Source organism: Flavobacterium frigoris, from assembly GCF_900111075.1.
Taxonomy (GTDB): Bacteria; Bacteroidota; Bacteroidia; order Flavobacteriales; family Flavobacteriaceae; genus Flavobacterium; species Flavobacterium frigoris.
This window is the reverse complement of the sequence record NZ_FOFZ01000009.1, coordinates 45,556-71,849: the sequence shown is the minus strand read 5'-3', so window position 1 is coordinate 71,849 and position 26,294 is coordinate 45,556. Positions and strand designations below refer to the sequence as shown.

The following is a 26,294-nucleotide window of genomic DNA, read 5'->3' as shown; positions in this document are numbered from 1 at the left end:
CAATACAACTTTCCGATGGAGGGGATTTGTAATCCGTTCCAAAATTACAAACCAAATTCCAGTACACCTAAATAACCAATCAACCATGTCCCGCTTAGATAAAACCAAAAACTTGCCCATCTACCAAAAAGCAGAACTAATTTTCCAATTAGTAGAAAGCTTGATGGCTTCTTTACCCGAAGAGGACGAGTATATTCAGCATACAAAAGAATTTATGCGAGCTAATGCAATGATCATTCCTGCTAAAATAGCTGGGGCTGAAGGTGGCGACTTATATAGTATTCGCATGCAAAACGCCGCTATTATTAGAGATCATGCCATGCAATTGTATGTACAAGTGGGTAGTTTACGTTTTTATGAAAGCTACAAAGATTTAGAATATGTAACACTCATCCGGAAAGAACTCGATGAATTCAAATTGCTATTCATCGATTGGGTAAATGGTTTTGATACTAACAACCACATATGGGATGAACGGTGTCTATTCAATCCACCTGGAGCCATCCCTCCTAACGAGATTGATCGGTTTGAAGAAGATGATTTTGATATTGACGATTTTTTTGATAAGGAAGATTAAAGATTTTTGATCTACGTCAAAACTCTCTAACTTAGAAAAGGAAATTTCTTATTTTTTAAAAACTAAATAACCTACTTCGCATGAAAATCCAATATTGTTCCGACCTACATCTAGAGTTCCCAGACAACAAAAAGTATATAGTTCAAAATCCTATTAAACCAGCAGCGGATATTCTAATTTTAGCTGGTGATATAGTGCCGTTTGCCTTAATGGATGAACATCAGGATTTCTTCGATTACATTTCAGAGCATTTTAAAATGACTTTTTGGATACCCGGAAATCACGAATATTACTATTACAACATTACAGAAAAAAGTGGTGTTTTAGAGGAGCAAATCCGTCACAATATTTTTTTAGTAAACAATTGCGTTAAAGAAATTTCAGGTGTTAATCTGATTTTTTCAACTTTATGGTCTAACATTTCGCCTTTAAGACAGTGGCTTATTAAAGAAAGTCTTTCTGACTTTAAAGTAATTAAATACAAGAATCGTTTATTCAATCCGGATGATTATAACATCCTGCATCAAGAAAGTTTGGCATTTATTAAAAAAGCAGTACAGGAAACTGCTAATGAGAAAACAATTGTAGTAACACATCATGCGCCAACATTTGTCAATTATCCTGAAAAATATGCCGACAGCAAAATCAATGAAGCCTTCGCAACAAACTTAGATCTCTTTATAGAAAATAATACTATCGATTATTGGATTTATGGACATCATCATTGCAATGTTGGTGATTTTGAAATTGAAAACACAAAACTACTAACCAATCAATTAGGATACATCAAATACAATGAAAATGTTGGATTCAATGATAAAGCTATTATTTCAATTTAAATAAGTCAACAAATTGTAAAGTAATCAATTGACTTTATCTATTAATTAATTAATTGATATTTATTCATTAATTAATGAACATTTACCTTAATAAACCTATATTTGCATAATAAACCTATCAAGTTTATTATAATTTTTATTAGTTTATTATGGAGGAATTAAAAAAATATTTTCAACAAATACTCGGCGTACAACTCGAAATAAAAGAGTTAAAAAAGGAACAATTGAATAAACTACCTTTTGTATTCAAAAGTAATTTTAAGTTCTATAGCACCACCTTTAGAACCCATCAATTAATTTTATTGGAGCTAAACAAAGAGGATACTTTCAATGCAAATCAGTTAAGAAAACAAGTAGTTGAGATTCAAAAAAAACTTGAAAAACGGATAATTATAGTAACTGACACTATAACCGCAATAAACCGTAAACGGCTAGTAGAAAACAGAATAAGTTTCATTATACCCGGGAAACAAATGTTTATGTCCGAATTGTTAATAGATCTTCAAGATTTTGAGAAAGATAAAGCATTTCAAAAATCGGTCTTACTGCTACCTTCAGCTCAACTAATCTTATTATATCAAATTTTACACAAAGAGGATAATTTAAGCCAGTATACATTCAAGGAACTAGCAGAGAAATTCCAATACACACAAATGGGAATTACCAAAGCAATAGAAAACTTGAAAAGATTAGCCATAGTGAAAGTAGAAGGGACAAAAGAAAAGAATATCATATTCGAAAAAGACATTGAAAAACTGTGGAAAAACAGTGAAGGATTGTGTATTAATCCCGTAATGAAAACGGTTTATGTAGATGAAAAACTAGAAGGGTTGTTTAAGTCAAACACAACCGCACTGGAAGAATATACGGATATGAATCCAAGTTCAATAGAATACTTTGCTATTGAGAAAAAACAATTTTACGAATTGAGAAAAAACAATCTTTTAGTAAACCTAAATAGTGAAAATGGCAACTATGCATTAGAAGTTTGGAAATACAATCCGGAACTACTCACAAAAGGAATAACAAAGAAAAATAATGTAGATCCATTGTCATTATATTTAAGTTTAAAAGACGGATTTATTGATGAACGAACAGATATGGCATTAGACCAAATAATAGAAAAATACATATGGTAAGAGGTTTAGAAATTTTCAGACAACATTTCAAAGAATTCACAGATAACTATATCATCATTGGTGGAACTGCTTGCGACATTATCATTGATAACGTTGGTCTTACACCAAGAGCAACAAAAGATATTGATATAATTTTAGTCATTGAAGCATTAAGCCCGGAATTTGCAACTCATTTTTGGGAGTTTATAAAGCAAGGAAATTATGATGTCAAAGAGAAAAGTGAAGAAGACAGAAAGTACTATCGTTTCCAAAAACCAAAAGCAGAAGAATTTCCATTTCAAATTGAATTATTCTCAAGAATACCTGATTTATTAGATTTAAATGAAGAAACATATTTAACCCCTATTCCTGTTAACACTGAAATTTCAAGTTTATCAGCCATATTGATGGATGATGATTATTATAACTTCACCATACTACACAGTCAATTAGATAACGGTATACATCTCGCCAATAGTGAAGCTTTAATAGGTTTAAAAGCCAAAGCATTCCTCGATTATAAAACGCGCAAAGAAAACGGAGAAAAAATTGATGAAAGACAATTAAGAAAACATAAAATGGATGTTTTCAGATTGTTATTACTACTAGCTCCCGAAGATAACTTTGCAATTCCAACAAGTATAAAAACGGATATAGCAAATTTTGCTGAAGCAGTAAAGAATGATTTGCCAGACAAACAAATTTTTAAAGAAATGGGTGCAGGAAATGTGAATGTAAAGGAGTTATTTGAACAATTAATTAGTGCTTTTAATATTTAAAAATAAAAAAATAAATGGGAAAGTATTTAGGACTTGATTTGGGCACAAATTCAATTGGTTGGGCTATAATTGACAATGATACAAATCATGTGATTAATAGTGGAGTGAACATTTACAACACTGGTTTTAAAAATAAACAATTCACTCCAGTCAAAAAAACTAAAAAACGACAAAAAAGCGGCATGGTATTATGTGTTATCGCTACTATCCTACTAATCGTCAGCATCATAGATATTGTAAATTGGCAATTTTGGCTCAATATATCGTTGACAACATACATTGCAGTTCTGACACTTTATCTTCAACGAAAGAAATAATAGAATTTAGAAACTATGGTAAACACGATTACCAATTTAACTCAATAGCATAAACGTTCTAAGAGACAATTTAGGTAATCAATAGGTCTCACTCCTGTCATTCTCTTTGCTTCGTTCAGCTACTCCAGTCGGTATGCCTTCATCAATAAGGTAAACGAAAAATAGTTTTTCGGCAGCCCTACCCTGCGTAGGCACTTCGCAGCCAATAAAAAAATAGCCTCTTAAAAATAAGAAGCTGTTTTTTTACGCTGTTCCGTTCCTCAGTATCACACGTTCATTCCTTGCATTCGGTCAGGCTTAAATCAACTGGATAAAGCTTCATTTCGTTATGCTCCGTTCCTACGCTACACTGCATTCCAGCCCTATCCAGTTTATAGCCTTCCTTTTTACAATGTGAGTTGGTACTCACATAATTTATCTCTCATTTGTTAAGTGAAATACATCAGTAAATCTTAGTTACATTTTACTAACAATGAGTAGAAATCAATAAACAACTTTATCTCCTTTTTTTCTTTTGTGGAAACACAAATGACGTTTCTCCATTTTCATTCATAACGATGAAGGCGTCAAATTTCTTTCCAGATTTACTAATCATCCCTTTTAAGAGGCTTGTTTTACCTTTAGTAATTAATGCTTCCAGATCCACAAGGCTTAGCTGTACGCCACATATATTTCGAAATTGAACCCAATTGCAATTTTCATCCTTACATTTAACCAACTTATCCCGGATTGCCAATTTCTCAAGCTTACATTTTGGACAGATTAGTTCTGGTTGATTTTCGACGGCAATAGATAAAGCAAGTATCTCGTGTGTTATAGTTGTTGTATAAACTTCTATTTCTCTTTGAAAATTTGCCATATTCTCTTCGTTGTTTTCTATTTTTTGCAAGGCTACTTCCCACTCGGAAGTCATAGCAGCATTAGCGATCTTCATTTCTTTTACTAACTCGTAAACCTTTAGTCCTTTTTCTGAAGGTACTAATAATTTCTTATCACGTTTGACATATTCCCTCTTAAAAAGTGTTTCAATAATAGCTGCTCTAGTGGCAGGCGTACCAATCCCTACATTTTGAATTGCTTTACGTTCTTGTTCATTGCCAATCTGATTTCCTGCATTTTCCATTGCGGAAAGTAAACTTGCTTCCGTATAAAGAGCAGGTGGTTTAGTTTTCTTTTCCAATACTCTTGCTGCCTTAATCTTGACTTCATCACCGATTTTTAGTTCTGGTAAGTCTTGAATAGGATCTTTTTCTTCATCTGAAAAACTTCCTTTAATTGCTTTCCAACCTGCATCAATAATTTTAATCCCTTTTAGTTCAAAATCATAGTGTATAACTTGGAAGACAACATCAGTTATCTCTTTAATACAAACAGGAGAAACGGCTTCAAGTAAACGGTATGCGATCATTTCATAAATAGCTTTTTCCTTTGCAGACAAAGCTGATGGAACCTTACCTGTAATCAATAAACCATGGTGATCAGTTACTTTTAAATCGTTAACAATTCGTTTATTTAAACGTCCTATTTTCATTTTAGCAACTACTCCTTTAAATTTCTCCATCTCTTCTAATATCCATATAAGCTTAGATACTTCTACCCACATATCTTCTGGAATATACTTACTCCCAGTACGAGGGTAACTAATGAATTTATTCTCGTATAGGCTTTGAGCAATAGCAAGCGTTTCTTCAGCCGTGAAATTTAGCTTTGTATTTGCCTCTTTCTGTAATGCTGTAAGATCGAATAGCAATGGTGGCTGTTCATTGACTTTTTTTATTTTTATGTCAATTACTGTAGCTAACCCATGTCTCTGTAGCGATTTCAATGCGTCTTCAGCTTTTTTACCTCCATCCCATTTTATTTTGGAAAGACTTTTGAAATCAATAAACTCTTTTCGATGTTCTAATTCAATTTGCCAATATTGCTTGCTAACAAATGACTTGTTTTCTAAAAATCGTTTGCAAATGATTGCTAGTGTTGGTGTCTGAACCCTTCCCAGAGAATAAATACCGCTTCCGTTTGCAATAGTTAATGCTTGTGAGGCATTAATTCCTACTAACCAATCTGCACGGCTTCTACCTAGTGCTGCTTGATGTAAACCATCGAAATCCTTTCCTGGTTTCAAGTTATTAAACCCATTTAGAATGGCTTTTTCAGTTAGTGAACTAATCCATAAACGTTCAAAAGGCTTACTGCAATTGAGATAATCATAAATATAACGATAAATAAGCTCCCCCTCTCGTCCTGCATCTGTAGCCACGATAATACTTTCGCAGTTTTTAAATAGTTGATCAATAACATTCAGTTGTTTTAATGCCCCTAGATCACGAACATAACTTTTATCTTTCTTAACCGTGCGCACTGTTAGCAAGAATGGATTAGGTAATACAGGTAAAGCCTCTCTTTGAAATCCAGTAACACCATAATCTTCTGGCATTGCCAAGGTCACTAAATGTCCAAACGCCCAGGTTACCTGATATCCATTTCCCATCAGGTAACCCTCCTTCTTTTCTGTAGCTCCTAACAAGATGGCTATCTCTCGAGCAACACTTGGTTTTTCTGCAATTACTACTTTCATTAGATTAAGTCTTTAGAATAGTTACATTTTTCGACCTTTCGATTTAGCTGCTGCTTTTGGCTTATCCTGTTGTTCTTGCTGTTTGGCACTTTCAGGATTATTCTGTTCGCTTTTTAAAGGCTCTTTAATTTTCTTAGTCGCCTCGTTGGTTTTACCTTCTGAGTTAACCGCAACCTGTGTTTTACTTTCCTCTTTTGGAGTTGCTTTCTCTTTTAATTGATTAGGATTATCAAAAGAAAAACCAGTTTTGGCTGTTTCTTTATCGAATGTAATATAACCTTGGTACTCTTTACCCTTCTTATCAACCAAACCACTTACATAAACTGTTTGTCCGTCTTTAAGTTTTTGGTGTTGCAGTTCGTCAAGTTCTTTGCCTCGGAATACTTGTGGAGCTTCTTTCTGTTGACTTTGTGACTGTTTATTAGTATCTGGTCTATCAAAAAGGAATTCAACGTAACGTTTATCCGCATTGAATTGAACTGATGCATTGAAGGGATCACCTTTTTTTGACATCATGTCTTCTATATACAACGATTTGCCTTCTGTCAAAGTTCGCTTTTGTTGCTCATTTAGTTTTATCCCTTTAATCTCTTCTGGAATTTTAATCTGTTCCGTGCGTAGTGCAATAACTTCTTTGGTTAAACGGTCAATGCTAATAATCGAAGGTATTGTTTCACCCGATTTGGGATTAATCAAATCAACCACTCTACCCATGTTGCCACTTTTGAGCAAGTTTTCTTTATCTTCTTTTGTAAATTCATGTCCGAAGAATTTGTAGTTTAACTGAGGTTCTTTTCGGATACCATGAATAGCAAGAACTACTTGTCCGTTTTCTTTTTCTTGTAGTGATAGCCTAGCGTCCATTCGAGTGATGGAGGTTCCTAAATCAAGACTTACAGGAACTAGTTCATTGGTCTTATATCCTTTTAACAGCGGTTCTAGTAAGTTCATCTTTTCAAGACGTTCTTTACCTAATCCTAGATTAGACATCGCTTTCCAATCGATTTGTTCTAATTTATAGCGATACTCGCCCACTACGGGCATTGATTGTTTGGTTTCCATATTATTTTTATTTTCAGGTTTATAATCTAATTTTATCTGGTGTTGTTCAAATTGCTTCCCTCCCATTTTCGTAGGTTTATCAACTTCTTTCTGCATTCTTTCCGCTATGTGTATAGCTTGGTTTTCTGGAACTCTAAAAAAGATAAAATGTGTAGGATCTTTTAATTGCCGGTAAAAGTTGGAGAAAAAATTAGAAAACAAATCACCTTGTTTGTCTACACGCAGGAACTGACTTTCATTTTTTTTATCCGGTACTACTGTTTGTAATTCTTTATCTTTTCCAATTCCCTTAACTATCCTTACTTCCTTTTTTTTGCTATCAGATACTAACAAAACATCCGAAAATTGCTCTTTTAATTTTGGATAACTTAAAGATTCTTCTCTCATGTCAATGCTGTTTAAAATTTACTAAATCGAAAATAAATAGTTAAACCCGCATTATTTACAGACTGTCTTTGGGTGGTCTATGTTGTCGTTCGTTGGCTTTTAATTTTGTCTCGGAGCATTAAAGCTATCACGTATAAACTGATGAACATCAGAAAGTTTATAGTATATTTTTCCACTGATTGTATAATACGGTAACTTACCATTTGAACGATAACGCTGAAGGGAACGGTTACTAATCTTCAACATTTGGAGGAGGTCCTGATTGTCCAGTAATTCTTCTCCGTCAATGTTATTTCGTTTTTTTTGATTTTCATTAATATGCTCATTCAAAATATCAAAACGATCCATGATCCGTTCCATCCATGCTATAAATTCCATTCTATCTATATTCATAAGGGTATGTTTTTAATCAATTAATAGTGTTGGGCTTAGTACGTACGATTACTCATTTTATGTCAATTTGATAATTTATTAAGCTCAAATTTCGCGTTTTATGTATCCGTTTTCCAAACTTCTTAGCACTACTTTTAACTAAACTATTATTCTTATTAAGAAAACTTTTATTGATGAAGGAAACAATTAGTAATGGTAAAATCACTAACCATAATGATGTATATTTCATGTTTAAAATGTGACCGACTATAATAGTCCGTTCATTTTACCCGGGTCAGCAGAACTTTTATTTGGCACTATGCCAAACATTTTTGCTTTTGAATTCAAAGCAAATCTATAGGTAGAATTTCGGATTCACAACTGGTTACTTATGGATTTTCAGGAAAAAGATATGGATTTTCAGAAAATCCACACACCCCTTTTTTTTTGCAAAAAGCTCTCTTTAACAATTGTTTACCTTATATTTGATATAATTTATTCGCAATTAATTTGAAAAAAATGCAGTAATACAATAGCTTTTAAAGGAAGTTTTCTAGAACAAATAGTCCCTCATTTTTAATGCTACCTATGATTAAAAAGTATCTACTAATAGTATCTCTTTGCTTCGCTAGCCAATTTTATGCACAGAACAAGACAGATAAAATTCCTGATACCCTCCGAAGTAAAAATTATGATTATCTGTTTGAACGGATAGAAGATTTAGAAAAAAATAGAAACAAACAATCACTATACCTTCGGTATTTTTTACTTAAAGCCAAATCAGAAAAAAATGCGGAGGAGATTGTAAACGGCTATAAAAATTATGTTTATTACTCTTCAGATAATTTGAAATTAATCTATGCTGACAGTATGATTAATAGTGCAAAAAAAGCGAAGAATAATGCGTTGATTGGTTCCGCATATCTTTCAAAAGGAATTTTATATTATTCTCAGAAAAAACATAATTATGCTTTAGATAATTACCTCCTAGCTGATACTTTTATTTCCAAAACCAATGACAAGTATTTAATTTACAAAGTGAAATACAATATTGCCAATATAAAATACTATCTAGGATTTTATAATGAGGCGATTTCTTTATTTAGGGAATGTATTACCTATTTTAAAGAAAACAATACAAGAGGATATTTAAATTCACTTCATTCGCTTGGGTTGTGCTACAACCACATTGGCAATTATGGTTTGTGCTCCGAAACAAACGAGAAGGGCATTCTAGAAGGGGAAAAATTAGCCAACACCGAAATGACTGCCTATTTTAATCATTCGGAAGGAATCAATCAATATTTTAAAAATAATTATGCTTCAGCCATTGAAAATATTACAAACGCACTCCCAGCTATACGTCGAAACAAGGATTTTGCAAATGAATCCGTCGCCTATTTCTATATTGGAAAAAGTTATTGGGAATTAAAAAAGCCTGAAATTGCAGTCGCCTATTTCAAAAAAGTAGACACTATTTTTGATAATACAGGATACATTCGCCATGATCTTCTTGAGAATTATCAATTATTGGTCAATTATTATAAATCTAAAGATAATCTAAGAAGCCAGCTCCATTATATTGAGAAATTACTTAGGGCAGATCGTCTGTTAGACAGCAAATATTATTATCTTTCTGGTAAAATTTACAAAGATTTTGATACAAAAAAAATAGTACTTGAGAAGAGAAATATTCAAAAGTTGTTTGATAAAAGAAAGCATAATGATATCATTTTTACCAGTATAATTGCTCTTTTATTTTTATCTTTAGTACTTATTGCCTTTCTACATATTAGGAATAAAAAGATCTATCGACAAAAGTTTGAGGAACTCATGAAAAAAAGTGACGCTCCCTCTAAAAATGAAACTACAAATATAACTAAGGGAATAGAAGATATTAATCCAGAAACCGTAGGCATTCTCTTGAAACAACTAGAGCGGTTTGAAAAGGATAAGAAGTTTCTAGAAAAAGATTTGACTGCTGCAAAACTTACAGTCACTTTAGGTTCAAATGCAAAATATCTCTCCAAAATAATCTACCACGCCAGAGGCAAAAAATTTGTGGAATATATTAATGATCTCAAAATTGATTATTTGATTCAATTATTAAATGAAGATAAAATGTTGAGAAATTATAAGAATAAGGCATTGGCGGAAGAGGTGGGTTTTAGTAGTACGCAACGATTTGCCAATGCCTTTTTTGCCAGAACTGGGATGCCACCCACCTATTTTATTGAAGAACTCAAAAAAGGGCATTCGTAAAGTATTTATAGTTTGTAAAGATAATAATAGTATATTTGTTCATTAATTATTATTGTTCACGTTTTCGCGAACAATGAAAATAAGTGAACAGATGAATGAAATAGAAATTATACAGTATGCTATAAATAATATCCAAAAAGGTGGTGCGATCCATGTGGAGTGGAAAGAACTTAACGATGACAGTACTATTGATGGAGAACTTCTACTACACTTAAATCAACATACCATCGTACTTTATGCCGCTATTAAAAAGGAACTTAGAAGCCTCCATCTTGCTAAAATTGAAGAATTGGATGTTACAAAAAATCCTTTTATTATTGTTGCACAACGTATATTTCCTAAGATAAAGGAAGAGCTACGCAAAAGAAATATTGCCTATCTCGAAGCGAATGGCAATATATTCCTGAATAAAGATGCAATCTATCTTTACATTGATGGTAATCCTCCGATTGAATTAAAACATAAAACAACCAATAGAGCCTTTACTAAAACAGGATTAAAAGTAATTTATCAATTTCTCACTAAGGATTGTATTAACAGTACCTACCGCGAGATTGCTGAAGTAACAGATACCGGAATTGGTACTTTAAACACTATATTCAATGGCTTAAAAGAGGAAGGTTTTATACTACAGCTAACCAAGAATGAACTCCAGATCGAGAACAAGAAAAAATTATTAGATAAATGGGTACTGGAATATGAAAAGCGCCTCAAGCCAACCTTGGCGATAGGAACATTTCGTTTCCTGAATAAAGATGATTATTATAACTGGAAAGATATTCCTCTAAAAAAAGGAAAAACAATCTGGGGTGGCGAACCAGCAGGTGACCTTCTCACCAATTATTTACGTCCGGAGGAACTTACATTATATACCAATGAAGAAAGAAGCGAATTAATGAAAAATTACCGCCTCGTTCCAGACTTAGAAGGCAATATCAAAGTATTTAAACCGTTTTGGAAAGACGAGCAAGAAAACACAAACACAGTACATCCGCTCCTAGCCTATGCCGATTTAATGAATAAAGGAGACCGCAGATGTACAGAAACCGCACAAAAGATATACGATGAGTATTTACAAGATCAGTTTTAAGCAATTGCAACAACAGCCTGTTATTTCAGAAATGCTTACCGCATTAGAAAATGGGTTGCACAAATACAATATAGACTTTTATCTAGTAGGTGCCGTGGCACGCGATGTTTGGATGACTGCCATAAACGATATACCACCCAGCAGAGTTACTGGAGATATCGATTTTGCCGTTTTTATAAATGACAAAAACACCTATGCGGATCTCAGAGAATATCTCATCAATGTTGAAGGATTCATCCCTTACAAAGGCAATGGTTTTGTCCTTAAATGGAAAAACATCATACAAATAGATTTAATGCCTTTTGGAGAAATAGAAGCCAAACCCTCAAATATAACGGTTGAAGGTACCGGCCTTACCAGTCTCAATATGCCAGGCTTCAAAGAAATATATGATTCCGGTCTTCCGGAAGCTGAGCTAGAAGAAAAACATCGTTTTAAATTTTGCACCTTACCCGGCATTGTACTGCTCAAATTAATTGCTTTTCAAGAGCGTCCCGAAATAAGACGCGACGATATCAAAGACATCAGTAAAATCCTTAAACATTTTTTTGATATGTATGCCGATGAAATATATGAAAACCATAATGATCTTTTTGGAGATAAAGATATTAACCTCCATTGGATCGCTGCCAGAGTTTTAGGGAGAGACATGGGTAAAATCGCTCTTTTAAACGATGCCCTTTTTTTAAGGATAAAAAAGTTCTTAAAGAAAAATACAGCTGATATTCATTCCAGTGATGTCGCCAAAATTATGGCTGAGTTTTTTCAGAATACGATTGCAGAAAATGTAAAACTGCTGGAACAGGTAAAAATCGGGTATTTAGAAAATGATGCCTTATAAAATTAAAATCGAGCAATCATTCTTAAGTCACCTATAACCAATTATCATTTGTCTTTATTGCACTACATCCTTCAATCAGGGGTATAAATTTAACATCAAATTATTTCTGTCTTTGGAGCAAAATTCTATTTTTGCGCCCTAACTTAATACATACTATAATGAAAGATCTAGTTGCAAAAATCAACGCTGAATTCGAAACATTCAAAACAGAATCTGAATCACTAATTGAGAAAGGTGTCAAAGCAGCCGGACCAAGAGCTCGTAAATCAACTTTGGAACTAGAGAAACTTTTAAAAGAGTTTAGAAAAGTTTCTGTAGAAAAATCAAAAAAATAAATTCATTTTCAATTCTCAGCCCTTTGGAATTTCCGAAGGGCTTTTTTTTTATCCTGGTTCTGGTCCAAAATTTGAAACAAATTTTAAAATGAGACGCCTCCTTTTTTCAAATATTTCATATCATTACAAAACAGATTTATTTTGAGAAACTAGAATAACCCTCTATTAAAAATGGTGTGTAATTCCGGAATTGAATACTTTAATTTCAACGATACTAATTCTTAAATCTACTGCTTTTCCTACCATTTATCTTTTTTTCTAAAAAGCAAATAGCAATGTGTGCAATTCGCGAATTGAGTACCTTAAATTCACAGTAATTACACCCAAAACCCATTGCTGTCCCTAACATTTATCACTTTTTATAAAAAGTAAATAATGAAGTACGTAATTCGCGAATTGAGTATTTTAAATTCACAGTAATTACACCCTAAATCTATTGCTATTCCTATCGTTTATCTTTTTTTGTAAAAACAAATTGCAGAGTGTTTAATTCGGGAATTGAATACTTAAAATTACGGCAACTAGACCTTAAATCCATTGCTATCCCTAACATTTATCTTTTTTTGTAAAAAGCAAATAGCAAAGTGTGTAATTCGCGAATTACGCACTTTGCTATCTTTATAAACTTAACTCCGTTGAAAAAAAGGTGGAACAATACCATTATCCAATTACGATATGGTTTAAATTCCGTGCATGCTTTAAATGACTAGCTAGTATGAGCATCTGGTGCGCGGCCAATTACTTTTTCTCGTCTTCGTTAACAATTAGTTTCAAAGAATTGATGTAATCCGTATCAAATTCTATCACTCTAATTTTGTTTAGCTTAAAACTCATTTCACCTTCAAATTCCCCTTCGGTTCCTAAAAAATCTATTAGTAGTTCTTCTTCATTCAGCTCTAAAAGCTTACCGAGATAAACTGCTTTATCTGACTTTGTTGCAATTTGGAAAATCTCATACTTATTTGCAAAAAAATATATAATGATCGACACATCTTTTAGCGGAATTATTTCAGCGGCGCTTGTTTTTAAACCTTTCAGTTTAATTACTCTTTCTGTGAATTCGTGATCCTTATCTTGGATAATTGCCTTTATATTTTTGTTTTTTAATATCGTATAGCCATCAATTATAAAATCGACTGGATTATTTTTAAGTAAAATCCAATCTTCAGTCCAATCAATCAAAAAACCACTAAAGATTTCTTTTTTGTCGTCAAATTCTATTGTAATTAATTGTCGTACGTATTTTTCCATTCTGTTTTTATTTATTGATCCCGTATTTGTGATTGAAGCTCTTTCAAATGTTTTGATTGCAATTTGTTTGTGAAGTTCTGTTACGCTCATTAATTAACTACTTACTTGGTGTGCGTAGAACAACTTGGCTTCTGGATTTTTGACAGGAAATAATTCTATGAAATGTGGCCAACTCAATTGACGTGACAGTGTAACGACATTTTGTTTTTCTGTAGACTGCTTTTCAAAACAGAGCATTCTACAAACATTTTTTTCTGTAAAGTTTCTACCATACTTGTTTTCCAATTGTGCCGACAGTGTCGACACAATTGGATTACTATATTCAGCGCGTTGGTTTTTAAGTTATAGTTTAGCTGATGTAAAATCCAATTTTCCAAAACAACAACTTTAAAATATTTTCATATTCAACAAAAACTCTCTGCTGGTAAACACTACGTTTACTCTTTTAATTTATATCGCCCCCCGCTACAAGCGAGCACTCGAGACGAGGATAAACGATCGCTTGTCCAGTTTTAAAAGAAGTTGGTAATGGTGGATTTTATTTTTTAAAACCGCTTGGGCTTGCCCGCTCTTTTCTATTCTAATACACTATCCATGATTTATCTATGCCTTTGGTAGCGATGTGATTCGTCTTTGTAATATGCACTATTATATGTTAATTATTCATTTACTCATTTCAATAAATATTTGATTTTGTTTGTGGGTAGGGAAAGCATTTCTAACCAATCAATGATTATTTTACTTATAAAACTATTTAATTATACCTCTGATAAAAAATGAATTCCTGATATATTTTTTGTTATTTTACAGTCAAAATAGAAGTGACAATGAGTTTTACCGATATAGAAAAAACAAAACTGCAATTTTCTGGACATGAAACCTTTGCCTGCAAGCAGTTTTGGATTAAAAAAGGATTCGATTTTGTAGTCAGTAACAAATCTTTTACTAAACCATCTGCTGTCGTTGATTTGGGCGTTGGAAAAAATATGGTTGCAGCAATTAGATACTGGATTAAATCATTTAATATTATTGATGAAGATGATGAAAGCCCTACAGAATTTGCAAATTATTTTTTTAGAGATAATGGTTTTGATCCCTATATAGAGGATTTAGGAACATTGTGGATGTTGCATTATCAGATAATTAAAAAAAATAAAGCCTCTATTTATTCCTTGCTTTTTAACGAATTTAGAAAGGAACGAAATGATTTTACTAAAGAACAATTTTCTTCATTTTTGAAAAGAAAATGTAACGAAGAAAGTTTGCAAAGTCGCTACAATGAAAAGACGGTTGCTACTGATATAAATGTTCTATTGAGGAGTTACTCGAAACCAGAACGAAAAAGCAAAATTGAGATAGAAGATACCTTTGCAAATATGTTTCTTGATTTAGAATTAGTCCATCATTATAAAAAGAGAAATTTTGAGGAGTCATTGATTGATTGGTATAGAATAGACGGAGAGATTAGATCTGAGATACCTTTTCAAATTGTTTTTTTTGTAATCCTCGATAGTTTTGAAGATTTGCAATCTATCAGTTTCAGGCAATTATTAACAGGGTTCAATTCTCCAGGAAGCATTTTTGCTTTAAATACTGAGGGCCTTTATAAAAAAATTATAGAGATTACTGAAAATTTTGATGGTGTTGTATACAATGAAACTGCCGGAAATCAAATTTTACAATTAAAAAATCATTTTAATAAATGGGAAATACTAAATGAATACTATAACTAAAACATCTAAAAATTTCTCGCCTTCGGTCAATATCATTAGAGATAATGAAATTGAGTTAAATTATATTGTAACACCAAACTCCCACCAAGCATTTATTCAGATTGCACAAGGTTTTAATGTTGGTACACGAGTATTTAATCTTGTTGGAGCGTACGGTATCGGTAAATCAGCGTTCCTTAAAGCTTTTCAGAGCGATGCTAGAAAAACTTCCCAATATTTCAATCATCAAATCGCCTCACAAGTGAATGATTTTGAAGTTATGCAGTTTGTTGGTACCTATAATTCTCTTCATGAATCTTTTTCGGATTTTTTTAAATTAAAAAATTCGACTATAGATTTGGTTATTGAAAATCTTGACAAATTTTATAACGGACTTAGGAAAAATGGGAAAGGATTAATTATATTCATCGATGAATTTGGAAAATATCTTGAATTCGCAGCAAGGAATAATCCTGAAAACGAACTCTATTTTATACAACAGTTAGCGGAATATGTAAATGATTCTACCAAAAATATTCTTTTAATTTCCACCTTACACCAAGATTTTAATCAATATTCGTATAGTCTTACCAAGAGTCAGCAGAATGAGTGGGATAAGGTAAAAGGAAGGCTTAAAGAAATTACTTTTAATGAACCTGTAGAGCAATTACTGTTTTTAGCAGCAAAAAGGATTGATCAGCTGAATTTTGAATCTGAGACATACCATTTCGAAGAACTTTTTGAAGTTATACAAGAATCAAAACTTTTTCCGTTAAGAGACTATTTAAATAAAGAAATTGCACAAGAACTTTTACCATTTGACTTACTTGCTGCATCTGTACTAACATTAGCTTTACAGAAATATGGACAGAATGAACGTTCATTGTTCTCTTTTATTGAGGCAAATGATCCTTACAGCTTAGCAAATTATAACGCAACTCAAAATCCTCACTATAACCTCTCAAATGTTTATGACTATTTAGTTCATAATTATCATTCATTTTTAAGCAATCGATTTAATCCACATTTTCCTAATTGGACTACTATTAAGGTTGCTATTGAAAGAGTTGAAGGATATTATAATGGAGACAAAGATGCGGCTACTAAAATTATTAAAACGATAGGTCTTTTAAATATTTTCTCTTCAGCAGCGGGTGTTATAAATCCAAAATTCATTGACCTTTATGCAAAATATTCTTTAGGCATTGATAGTACAAAATTGATACTTGATGAACTTAAAAGAATTAAAATAATTCATTTTGTTGAGTTTGCTGAAAGGTTTAAAATATCACAAGGAACAGACCTAGATATTGAGAAGGCATTACAAGAAGCGGCATTTCAAATTGAAATGCCTACTTCTATTATTGATTACTTGGGAGAACATTTTACATTTAATTATGTGTCGGCCAAATCTGCCTATTACAAAACTGGGACACCTCGTCTTTTTGAATTTCAACTGTCTGAAAAACCCTTTGTCACTGCACCTGAAGCAGAAGTGGATGGGTACATACAATTGGTTATAGGAAATGACGTGATTCAGGAAGAATTAATAAGTGTTTCCAGAAATTGTAACGAGGCGATTATTTTTGTTTGGTATAAAAATGTTGAGACTATAAGAAACGTTTTATTTGAAATTTTAAAAATAAAGAAGGTAAAGGCAGATAACATTGAGGATAAAGTTGCGGTTAATCAGCTTGATGAAATAGAAGAAAATCAAATAAAACTCCTCAATAAATTAGTTTTAGATGATTTGTATTCAAATGATGGAACTGTGCAGTGGTTTTTAAATGGCAATCAAATAGTGATTGACAATGCGAAAACCCTTAATAAATGCTTAAGCAGAATTTCTAGTGAAATTTACCATGGTACACCTATTTATAAGAATGAGTTAGTAAACAAGACGAAACTATCGACTGTAATTTCAACATCTAGAAAAATGATGATGCGTCATCTTATACATAGTTGGAATGTTTCGAATTTAGGTTACGTTGAAGGTACATTTCCGCCAGATAAAACTATCTATTTAAGTTTATTAGTGGAGACAGGTATGCATGCAGATACTGGAAATGGTTCTTTTGATTTAACGAGGCCAACTAATGAAAGTTATGATTTGCTTTGGGATTTAGGTCTTGAATTTTTAAACTCTGCCAAACATAGTAAACGTAACCTCCAAGATTTTACAAATTTGATGCTCGGTAAACCTTTTAAGTTAAAGCAAGGGTTCATAGATTTCTGGCTCCCAATATTTCTCTTCGCAAATCGGAATGATTTTGCTTTATTTAGCAATGATATTTTTATTCCGGAATTGACAGTTGAAACATTGGATTTGGTATCAAAAGACCCAAGAAAATTTGACATCAAAGCTTTCGACGTCCAGGGAATTCGATTAGCCCTTTTCAATCAATATAGAAAACTTCTTGAACAATCAGAAAAACAAGCACTTACTAATCAAAGTTTTATTGAAACAATTAAGCCTTTTTTAAAGTTCTATGCAAAAGATATTAATTTTTATTCTAAAAATACGGAGCGTATTAGTGCTCAATCCATAAGATTAAGGTCTGCCATTGCATTGTCTAAAGATCCAGAGAAGGCGTTTTTTGAAGACTTTCCTTCCGCTATGGGTTATAGTGTAACACAGTTGCAAAAAAACCATAGCCAGCTCGAGAAATACATGACCGACCTACAGGTAAGTATCAAAGAAATCAGGTTCAGCTATGGTCATTTAATTGAACGCTTTGAAAATTTTGTCTCCGAAGATATCGTCGGACAGTCCCTTGATTTTGAAGGATATAAAACAGAATTAAAAAAGAGATATGCGGATATTAAGAAACATTTTCTTAAAACAGAACAGAAGGCATTTATTCAAAGAATTAATTCACCTCTTGATGACAAAGAAGCTTGGCTCAATTCATTGGTACAAGTATGCTTGGGAAAAACTTTGGAAAATATTACTGATGATGAAGAAATAAAACTTTATTCCTTGTTTTCTGAAATGATTAAAGAACTTGATAATCTTTGTGAATTAGGTAGAAATAATTATAATGAAGATCATGAAAATATTTTTCAGATAGAGATTACCTCTTTTGTTGATGGATTAAAGAAAAATTTAGTACGTTTACCAAAGAACAAAACGAAGGAAATTGAAAACAAGGAAGCAGAGCTGAAAAATTTGCTAGGAAAGGACTCAAGAATTAATATTGCAGTACTTACGAATCTGCTACAGAATGAATTAAAAAAATGAAAAAGGTAAGGCATGTAATGGGGATTTCAGGAGGTAAGGACAGCGGTGCGTTGGCTATTTATTTGTTTGATAAGTACCCTCGTTTAGATATTGAATACTATTTTACAGATACAGGTAAGGAATTACAGGAGACGTATGACTTAATTAGAGGGATTGAAGTTTACACAGGTAAAATTGTAGCTAGAATTGAAGCAGCTCCCAATAGCCATGAAGATCCATTTGATCACTTTCTTAATTTGTTTGGTGGTTTTCTGCCTGGTTCTAATGCGAGATGGTGTACCAAAAAATTAAAATTGGAACCTTTTGAAAAGTGGGTTGGTGAAGATCCCGTTATTTCTTATGTAGGAATACGGGGTGACGAAAATAGAGAAGGCTATATATCTACGAAGAGTAATATTCAATCGATTTTTCCTTTTCGAAAAAACATTTGGAGCGAAGATGTTACACGCAAACTTTTAAAAAACACTAATATTCCGAATGTATTAAATTCCTATGTAAAATTTGCCTCAATAGATAAACTCTCTCGAATTAAAGACGTTGTAAACGAACACATTTCAGAAAATCATAATTTAGCCGAAAAACTTAATACACTATTGGATATTGATACAGAGGCTTTTAATCAGGTTGTCTTTGACTTTCTTAAAACAACGGATTATCCTCTATCCAATGCGACAGATTTTGAGTTGTTAGATAATGAAGATAATTTAGTAAGAGACGATATTTTTAAAATTCTAAGAGAGAGTGGTGTTGGAGTTCCAGGTTATTATGAAAAAGTGGAGTATGAAGTAAATGGTGAAAAAGGTGAATATGCACGAAGTCGTTCTGGATGTTTTTTTTGTTTCTTTCAACAAAAAATAGAATGGATTTGGCTGTATGAACAACATCCAGAAAAATTTGCTCTCGCAATTGAGTATGAAAAAGACGGTTATACTTGGATGCAAGATGAAAGTTTACAAGACATCATAAAGCCAGCACGTATGACACAAATTAAGGAAGACAATATAAAAAGAACCCAACGAGTAGCACAAAACAAAAAATCACCATATCTGATAGATTTATTAGAAGATGCTGAAGAAGAAGGTTGTGCAAGCTGTTTTATTTAAATTATGGATGGAACTATACAACTATATTAATCGATTTAAAAAAAAAACAATTAAAGACAATACTATTGAACTAGTAGAAGATGAATTTATTTTAAATATTGTTTTTGATAGGAAAATCGATGAGGATGCGTTTTTTATATCAGAGTTCAAAAACAAAATACAGAAGGCAGTAATTAGGAAATATAAAAGTGAGCATACTGGATTCGTTAAAAGTTTATATTCTCTTTTAAACGTATGTTATCTCCAAACGAACAAAATCCCGAAATATAATCTTGGTCAGGAAGCAAATGATTCTAGTAAAATATTTTTTGAAGTCTTTCTTCAAATAGATGACTCATTCAGCGAACATAATGTTACTTCAATTTTATTAAAGACTAAAGAGGTAGTTGAGCAAAAGTCAAATCCATTTTATTTAGAGCATCACTTAGTTGAGAGTAATAAAATAGTTATAATACAATCAAATACTAAAACTAGAAGATTAGGTTATTTAAAGTTGATAATTGAATTATTTGAACATTCAAATTATTTTCCTATTAGTTATCTAAGCAAAAGAATTGAAACTGATAGCACATTATATAATGAGGATTTATTAGAGTATGGTAAACATAATACTGGTGATAATAAAGGATTAATCAAAAAAACACCAATTGGTTCCTCGGCTCAACCGTATGTTAATCTATTAGAAGAGTTAAATCTTGTCACACAAATTAATAATTCCTATATTTTAACAAAACAAAGCAAGATATATTTTCATCTAAACAAAATTTTCACTCAAAATAAAAACCTATTTCGACTTAATATACTAGATAAACTATTTTTTTTTAGACAAATTTTAATTTCTGACTCTTTATACATTTGGACGATTATTGATATTATTTATATCGCTCAAAAACCAATTAGTACAATCTCTATAAAAAAGGTTTTCGTAGACTATGTAAAAAATGAATTAGAATTAAATCAACAATATTCAAATAATAATATTACAAAGAAACAAATTATTGAATTGAAAACTCGAATATCATCTTGGACAAAGCCCTTAGTTTACTTGGAGCATATCATAGAACCTCGAGTAAATTGGCTTATGGATTTAGGCCTTTTAGAATTAAAAACAGAAACAAAAGAAAAACAATATTTTTTCACTAAAGAAGGTCTAAATTTAGTTCGAATATTATTTCAATTATTTGAGAAAAATTTAAATAAGCAATTGGTACTAAATTCTTTTATCAGTAAAAACTATTTTCATGTATTTAATGATATCTTTGATTTGAATAAAAATAGTACTATTCTAAATTATAGAAAAATAGATCAATATATTCTAGAAGCTTTTAAAGTTTTTAAAACGAATGCACCTAATAAAATTGCAGCTTCTCAAGGGATTGATTACGTTTGTTTTAAAGCATTCTTAGAAGACAATATGATCATAGAATTTGAAGAATTAAAAAAATATCTTCAAGAACCAAATGATAAATTTTCAATTGATTGGTTCAATACAGAAAATGACGGTGCTTTATATTTAAAAAAAATAAATTAATATGGAATTATCAGACTTAAAACTAAAAGAAAACCCATTTAGAACAGGACCATCTATTAACCCAAAAGACTTAATTTGGGCTGGTTTTTTGGAATTGAAGAAAAAGATAGAAGACAGGTTGTCATTTGCTATGAAGACTTCTCCTTCAAGAATAGTTTTAAATTGGGGAAGATATGGAAGTGGTAAAACACATGCCGCAAATTTTTATACAAAAACCAATAGATTAAATGAGTTAAGTGCGGAAAAATCGGCTAATCAAACAAAGAGTATAAAGATAAATTTACCACGTACGTCTAAAGATCCTGTACAATCTTTCTTTAGAAGTTTTTTGGGACAAATTAGTTTATCTGATATGAAGGCTGATTTTGACAAAGTAAAAGAATCACTACTGGCTCACGAGTCAATTGATACAATTATTGATGTAAACTCTAACGATATTATTATTTCTGATCTTTTCAAGCTAATAATATCTGATGATAATGCTGATAAATTTCAAGCAATTGAGGCATACTTATTTGGAGATGCAACTAAAAGTACTTTGGTTAAATTAGGATTACCATTTGGGTTAAAAGATGATGAACAGATAGTGAATTTTTTAAGTACTTATATAAACTGTATTACTTTTGAAAAAAGAGTATTTTCTTCGTTCATATTGTGGTTAGATGAGTTTGAAGATATTGACACTTTAAATAAACAAAGCCAAGATAGAGTAACCACTTTTTTAAGACAACTATTTGATAAAACACCCAATCATTTTTTATTATTTCTGAATTTCACTCCTAAGACATTTTTTAATATTGAAGATTTGTCAATTATTTTGGGAGAAGCACTGTCAACTAGAGCAAAAATTCAAATCAATTTTGAAGCACCTTCTCTTAATGAAGCAATAAATTACTTAGAAGAATTAATCTCTCCACAATTAAATAATATTCAAGATAAATTTGGTCCTTTTGAAAATGAAGAAACAATAAAATATGTACTAGAAAACATTGGTAACCTATCAATTAGAAAAATCAATGAGGTATTTTCTTTAATAATTGAATTAGCTATTTTATTAGGAAAAGATAAAATCGATATCGATTTTATTAAATCAGTAAAAGATGAAATTCCATCATTTGAGAGTAAATTATGATAGCATATTTAGATACATGTACTATTCTGAATCTTCTTCAAATTAATTACGATGATGAATATATTAAATATCTCATAAAATCTTTTGATGAAATTAAGCTAACACCAATAGTTTTTGAAGAGTTAGTAACTAACAAATTTGTAAATGTTTTAGATGACTCTCATAAAGAAATACTGGATAATATTATCTTTCAACAATTGCAAAGCTACATAGATCGAGAAGATTATTCAGATAGCTTATATTTTACAAAAAAAAGAAATAATAATTGTTTTAAGGAAAATGGAGAGTCCCATTCGGTAAGTTATTCTATAAAACTTAGTCGTTATGGAAAAAATGATTTTGGTGAAAATCTTTTAAAAACTCATTTTATCTCAGATGACAGTCCAGCTAAAAAAGATTTTGATCATTTTTACCAAATTAATGTTATAGGTCAAATATTGAATAGTATTGATTTAATGACCATATTTTGGTTAAAACAGTATATTACGAAAAACCAATTAATAAAATATTGTCATTCCCTAAAACAGCTTTATAGTAAAGATGTAGGTATATTACTGGCAAAACTTAGAGATTATAGCAATAAGTTTGTAGACGCTCTAAAAAGTAAACAAAAAATTATTATAACTCAATTAATTGAAATATTAAGTGATTTAAAGGAAGATATAAATGATAAATTGTCTGAAATAATTAGTGATCCTGACTTTAAAGATGTTTTGAGGAAAAATAGAGATTGGAAGGAGTTGTTAACTAATATCCAGAAAAGTAATTTCAGAGAAAAAATTCCATATATTAATAAAAGAATGGAGGATTTAGAAAAGGTTTGGGAATTAGTATAGTTTCACTTTTCAAAAGATTCCCAAACCTGATTCCATAAATTTTCAGCTGTCGCATCACTTTGAATTCCTGAAAATTGCATCCATTTGGCTAGCCAGTAGAAAATTCTTGTTTTACTTTTTAAGTCTGGACCTCCATTTACAATTAAACAACTTTGAAGCATTGATTTAATAAATAAAGGCTCTAATTCAGAATTTCCTTTCCAATTCTTTACTGTTCCTGCACAATGCCCTAAATTTAGCATTGCTACGAGATAATTAGGTTCTGAAAAGTTAATTTGAATATCTTCTTTTAAATCCAACACCCAGTGACTAAAAATATAAGCATATTCTGAAAAACTAATGGCTTTTAACATCCAGAATATTTTACCTATTAAATTATGAGAAATTATGTTGGAATTTGAACTAATTTCCTCAATTAATTCTGGAATTTGAAACAATTGATTATTGATACTATTCAATGCTAAAGAAAATATTTCTTCATCTAATTGAGAATGGTTAACTATTTCAGGATAATCCTCAACAAATTGACCTAAATCAGAGATCGAATTTGCTAAATATTCATAGTGTCCAATTCTAGCAAATATTTCAATTGATTTGTAATAAAAGCTCACCCCTTCTTTTATACCTCCCGTTTTACATAAACAATGTGCATAATGGTGATATATGCTTGCAATATCGTCTTCTGTACAGATTTTCAGAAAACTTTCAATTATTTCTCTATAAATAGAAATTGCCGTAAGATATTCTCCTTGAAATTCATATGTTTTTGCAATATTAGATTTTAATAAAAATAAATTGCCATAATTAGATTTTTGTGATGCTTTACTAATGTCATCACTATTATTCTTGTAGATATTTTCATATTCACGAATACACTTTTCTAAAATATCGGCAGCATTAACAAAATTTTCTTTGGCTTCACTATATTTTTCTATGTCAAAATTCAATAATCCTTTTGCCCAAAGGGCATTAATTATAGCCTCTTCATTATTAGCTAATTCATAAAGTTTCTCTAAATTTTCTATAGTTTTTTGTAAACCTACAATATCAGTTAACCTAGATTGAATTTGAGCAAGATACATATATTGAGTAGCTGCTAACGTATAGTCTTCAAGTTTCATATATGCATCAATGCCTGAAGTTGCAAATAATACACCTTCTTGGTAATAACTCCTAGTATGACAAAATTTCCCTAAAGCACTAGCAACTCCACCAACAATCCTAAGGTAATTATCTCTCTCAATAACTTGTTGTAGTTTTTCACAAGAACCAGCTCTTTTTTGAGCAATGTTTAGCGCTAATAATAAATTTGGAATTTCATCTTCCATACGCATAATTCCATAGGATAAGTCATTATGAGTATTTGATTCTATATGATGTAAATCAATTATCACAGCTTCTATCATTATATTTGTAATGGCGTCTTTCTCAATATTTACATTCTTTTTACTTACTTCCATATCTTTTGCAACAACTTCTTCTAAAAAAGGGCGTATAGGGTTAGGAATTATCAGCCGTTGAAAATTTAAAGTATCTCTTTGCATTTCAACAAAAAATAATTGTTTGAGATCAGCAATGATTTTATGGAATGAAAGTTCTTCAAATTGCTTTTCCGCCCAGACCAACTTCAATCCAGCTGGATAGAATTTCAAATAATGCAAAAAATATTTTTGCTGCTCTGTTAATACATTATATGCCATAGCAAGACACGTATATAGTGAGGTATTTTTATTATGTTGATACTTATTAGGTAATTCTACACTTTGGTTTTTCTTAAGTTCGATTATTGTTTGTTTCGAAGATTCATAATACTTTATAAGATTAGTAATTAGTTTTATTGATAAAGGATGTCCGTTACAAAACTCCAAAATCCATTCTATCTCATTTTGAAGAATAATTACTTTATCATTTAACAATTCTCTAATCAAAGCAATACTTTCTTCAGAATCCAGTCCTTGAATTTTAATGCTATTTTGTGGATAATCCCAAAATGACAAGTTCTGCTGACTAGTTATTAGTAACTGAACATTCAACGTTTTTATAAGTAGGTTGTTCAGAAAATCCTCTACTTTATCTCTTTCATCCTTCAAAAGACTTTCTATACTATCAAATACAAAAGTGACCTGCACTTCTCGCAAGGAGTCTATTCCATTGCCCGAGAAAGAAACATGCAAATTATTAGAAACTATGTTATTAAATAAAATCAGAAAATCAGAAAAAGTCTTGACTGATTCTATATCAATCCAAATAACAGGATTATGATAGCTAACATTATGTAGTGCTTGTATTAGTAATTGAGTTTTACCAATTCCTCCTATTCCTTCAATTACAATCAGTTTTTCTGACTCCATAGAAACAGTTAATTCGTATAATTGTACTAGCCTACCAATATAAGTCGGATGAGGATTAGGAACATTTATAAACAAATTGACTTTACCTGAAGTTTTACGATTTAATTCATTTATTAATTGATTCTTGATTTCTTTTAATATATCTCTGGAAATGATTCCATTATCAACTTTAGAATGAATGTTGCCAGAAATTCTAATAATATTATGATGGTGATGATTTAACGAGTCACTATATGGAACAATATGAGCATCCTCTAAAGGATATCCTTCGCCCGTGATTGGACATCTTCCGTTTACTTCAACCTTCAAATACTCTTTGATATATGTAGGTATTGGAGGGCGTTGGTTAGATGAGTTCGACCATGGCTCTTTTAAGTATAAATTAAAACTATCAAGTTCTTGTTTTTCAAAATAATTTTGACAATCAATAACTTTTGAGGTAAGCTTTCTATCCTCGCCTTTATTCTTTTTAGGAGCATTACGAACATAAGCAAATAAGAGTTCCTTGGTAATGCCTAGATATACTGCAGCATCCGTTTCGTTTAGTAAATTATCTATACTCATATGTTTTAGATTATTC

At 31.3% G+C, this 26,294-nt stretch carries 20 protein-coding genes and 1 pseudogene; 15 read left to right on the top strand and 6 right to left on the bottom strand.

What is annotated here, in order from left to right; all coding sequences use genetic code 11:
- Positions 1 to 85: 85 nt before the first annotated feature.
- The 5 genes from BMW63_RS12440 to BMW63_RS12420 all read left to right on the top strand — a co-directional run bounded on the left by BMW63_RS12440 (position 86) and on the right by BMW63_RS12420 (position 3,630).
- Positions 86 to 577: a hypothetical protein gene (locus tag BMW63_RS12440; RefSeq protein ID WP_074723799.1), complete on the top strand. Its 492-nt coding sequence runs from the start codon at positions 86 to 88 to the stop codon at positions 575 to 577.
- Positions 578 to 657: 80 nt separating this feature from the next.
- On the top strand, positions 658 to 1,416 hold the full coding sequence (locus BMW63_RS12435) for a metallophosphoesterase (protein ID WP_074723798.1): 759 nt from the start codon (positions 658 to 660) through the stop codon (positions 1,414 to 1,416).
- A 149-nt stretch (positions 1,417 to 1,565) separates the two neighbouring features.
- Positions 1,566 to 2,555: a hypothetical protein gene (locus tag BMW63_RS12430; RefSeq protein WP_074723797.1), complete on the top strand. Its 990-nt coding sequence runs from the start codon at positions 1,566 to 1,568 to the stop codon at positions 2,553 to 2,555.
- Entirely contained in the window at positions 2,549 to 3,313 is a 765-nt protein-coding gene (locus BMW63_RS12425) for a nucleotidyl transferase AbiEii/AbiGii toxin family protein (RefSeq protein ID WP_074723796.1), read from the top strand. The genes BMW63_RS12430 and BMW63_RS12425 overlap by 7 nt, the downstream gene beginning before the upstream one ends.
- A gap of 14 nt (positions 3,314 to 3,327) precedes the next feature.
- The gene (locus BMW63_RS12420; protein ID WP_074723795.1) at positions 3,328 to 3,630 is read left to right on the top strand and encodes a hypothetical protein; all 303 of its coding nucleotides are present in this window, start codon (positions 3,328 to 3,330) and stop codon (positions 3,628 to 3,630) included.
- A 496-nt stretch (positions 3,631 to 4,126) separates the two neighbouring features.
- On the opposite strand, the gene BMW63_RS12415 is transcribed toward BMW63_RS12420, so the two are convergent.
- The 3 genes from BMW63_RS12415 to BMW63_RS12405 all read right to left on the bottom strand — a co-directional run bounded on the left by BMW63_RS12415 (position 4,127) and on the right by BMW63_RS12405 (position 8,050).
- The gene (locus tag BMW63_RS12415) at positions 4,127 to 6,208 is read right to left on the bottom strand and encodes a type IA DNA topoisomerase (protein ID WP_074723794.1); all 2,082 of its coding nucleotides are present in this window, start codon (positions 6,206 to 6,208) and stop codon (positions 4,127 to 4,129) included.
- Positions 6,209 to 6,229: 21 nt separating this feature from the next.
- Positions 6,230 to 7,657: a DUF3945 domain-containing protein gene (locus BMW63_RS12410; RefSeq protein WP_074723793.1), complete on the bottom strand. Its 1,428-nt coding sequence runs from the start codon at positions 7,655 to 7,657 to the stop codon at positions 6,230 to 6,232.
- A 99-nt stretch (positions 7,658 to 7,756) separates the two neighbouring features.
- Positions 7,757 to 8,050, bottom strand: a complete 294-nt coding sequence (locus tag BMW63_RS12405) for a helix-turn-helix domain-containing protein (RefSeq protein ID WP_074723792.1) — start codon at positions 8,048 to 8,050, stop codon at positions 7,757 to 7,759.
- Positions 8,051 to 8,617: 567 nt separating this feature from the next.
- Between BMW63_RS12405 and BMW63_RS12400 the strand changes: the two genes are divergently transcribed.
- The 4 genes from BMW63_RS12400 (at position 8,618) to BMW63_RS12385 (ending at position 12,557) form a co-directional block, all read left to right on the top strand.
- Positions 8,618 to 10,291, top strand: coding sequence for an AraC family transcriptional regulator (locus BMW63_RS12400; protein ID WP_074723791.1), 1,674 nt, complete (start codon positions 8,618 to 8,620; stop codon positions 10,289 to 10,291).
- Positions 10,292 to 10,364: 73 nt separating this feature from the next.
- Entirely contained in the window at positions 10,365 to 11,381 is a 1,017-nt protein-coding gene (locus BMW63_RS12395) for a type IV toxin-antitoxin system AbiEi family antitoxin (RefSeq protein ID WP_245744957.1), read from the top strand.
- The gene (locus BMW63_RS12390; RefSeq protein ID WP_074723790.1) at positions 11,356 to 12,222 is read left to right on the top strand and encodes a hypothetical protein; all 867 of its coding nucleotides are present in this window, start codon (positions 11,356 to 11,358) and stop codon (positions 12,220 to 12,222) included. The genes BMW63_RS12395 and BMW63_RS12390 overlap by 26 nt, the downstream gene beginning before the upstream one ends.
- A 158-nt stretch (positions 12,223 to 12,380) precedes the next feature.
- Positions 12,381 to 12,557, top strand: coding sequence for a histone H1 (locus BMW63_RS12385; RefSeq protein WP_074723789.1), 177 nt, complete (start codon positions 12,381 to 12,383; stop codon positions 12,555 to 12,557).
- 738 nt (positions 12,558 to 13,295) lie between these two features.
- On the opposite strand, the gene BMW63_RS12380 is transcribed toward BMW63_RS12385, so the two are convergent.
- Both BMW63_RS12380 and BMW63_RS18690 read right to left on the bottom strand, forming a co-directional pair.
- The gene (locus tag BMW63_RS12380) at positions 13,296 to 13,898 is read right to left on the bottom strand and encodes a hypothetical protein (RefSeq protein WP_317040279.1); all 603 of its coding nucleotides are present in this window, start codon (positions 13,896 to 13,898) and stop codon (positions 13,296 to 13,298) included.
- A gap of 3 nt (positions 13,899 to 13,901) precedes the next feature.
- Positions 13,902 to 14,135, bottom strand: a pseudogene (locus BMW63_RS18690) (DUF1016 N-terminal domain-containing protein); the annotation flags it as partial.
- A 500-nt stretch (positions 14,136 to 14,635) separates the two neighbouring features.
- Here BMW63_RS18690 and BMW63_RS12370 point away from each other — a divergent pair.
- From BMW63_RS12370 to BMW63_RS12345, 6 genes are read left to right on the top strand one after another with little or no spacing between them, the layout of a single operon-like run.
- Positions 14,636 to 15,541, top strand: a complete 906-nt coding sequence (locus BMW63_RS12370) for a DUF4007 family protein (protein WP_074723787.1) — start codon at positions 14,636 to 14,638, stop codon at positions 15,539 to 15,541.
- Positions 15,525 to 18,761: a hypothetical protein gene (locus tag BMW63_RS12365; RefSeq protein WP_074723786.1), complete on the top strand. Its 3,237-nt coding sequence runs from the start codon at positions 15,525 to 15,527 to the stop codon at positions 18,759 to 18,761. The genes BMW63_RS12370 and BMW63_RS12365 overlap by 17 nt, the downstream gene beginning before the upstream one ends.
- Entirely contained in the window at positions 18,758 to 19,864 is a 1,107-nt protein-coding gene (locus tag BMW63_RS12360; RefSeq protein WP_074723785.1) for an adenine nucleotide alpha hydrolase family protein, read from the top strand. Before BMW63_RS12365 ends, BMW63_RS12360 begins: the two co-directional genes overlap by 4 nt.
- Positions 19,865 to 19,871: 7 nt before the next feature.
- Positions 19,872 to 21,395, top strand: a complete 1,524-nt coding sequence (locus BMW63_RS12355) for a hypothetical protein (protein WP_139174237.1) — start codon at positions 19,872 to 19,874, stop codon at positions 21,393 to 21,395.
- Position 21,396: 1 nt separating this feature from the next.
- A complete protein-coding gene (locus tag BMW63_RS12350) occupies positions 21,397 to 22,527 on the top strand; it encodes a hypothetical protein (RefSeq protein ID WP_074723783.1) in 1,131 nt (376 codons plus the stop codon).
- Positions 22,524 to 23,363 (top strand): hypothetical protein, encoded by an 840-nt coding sequence (locus BMW63_RS12345; RefSeq protein ID WP_074723782.1) that lies wholly within the window; start codon positions 22,524 to 22,526, stop codon positions 23,361 to 23,363. The genes BMW63_RS12350 and BMW63_RS12345 overlap by 4 nt, the downstream gene beginning before the upstream one ends.
- A gap of 2 nt (positions 23,364 to 23,365) precedes the next feature.
- On the opposite strand, the gene BMW63_RS12340 is transcribed toward BMW63_RS12345, so the two are convergent.
- Positions 23,366 to 26,278 (bottom strand): tetratricopeptide repeat protein, encoded by a 2,913-nt coding sequence (locus BMW63_RS12340; protein WP_175460285.1) that lies wholly within the window; start codon positions 26,276 to 26,278, stop codon positions 23,366 to 23,368.
- Positions 26,279 to 26,294 lie beyond the last annotated feature (16 nt).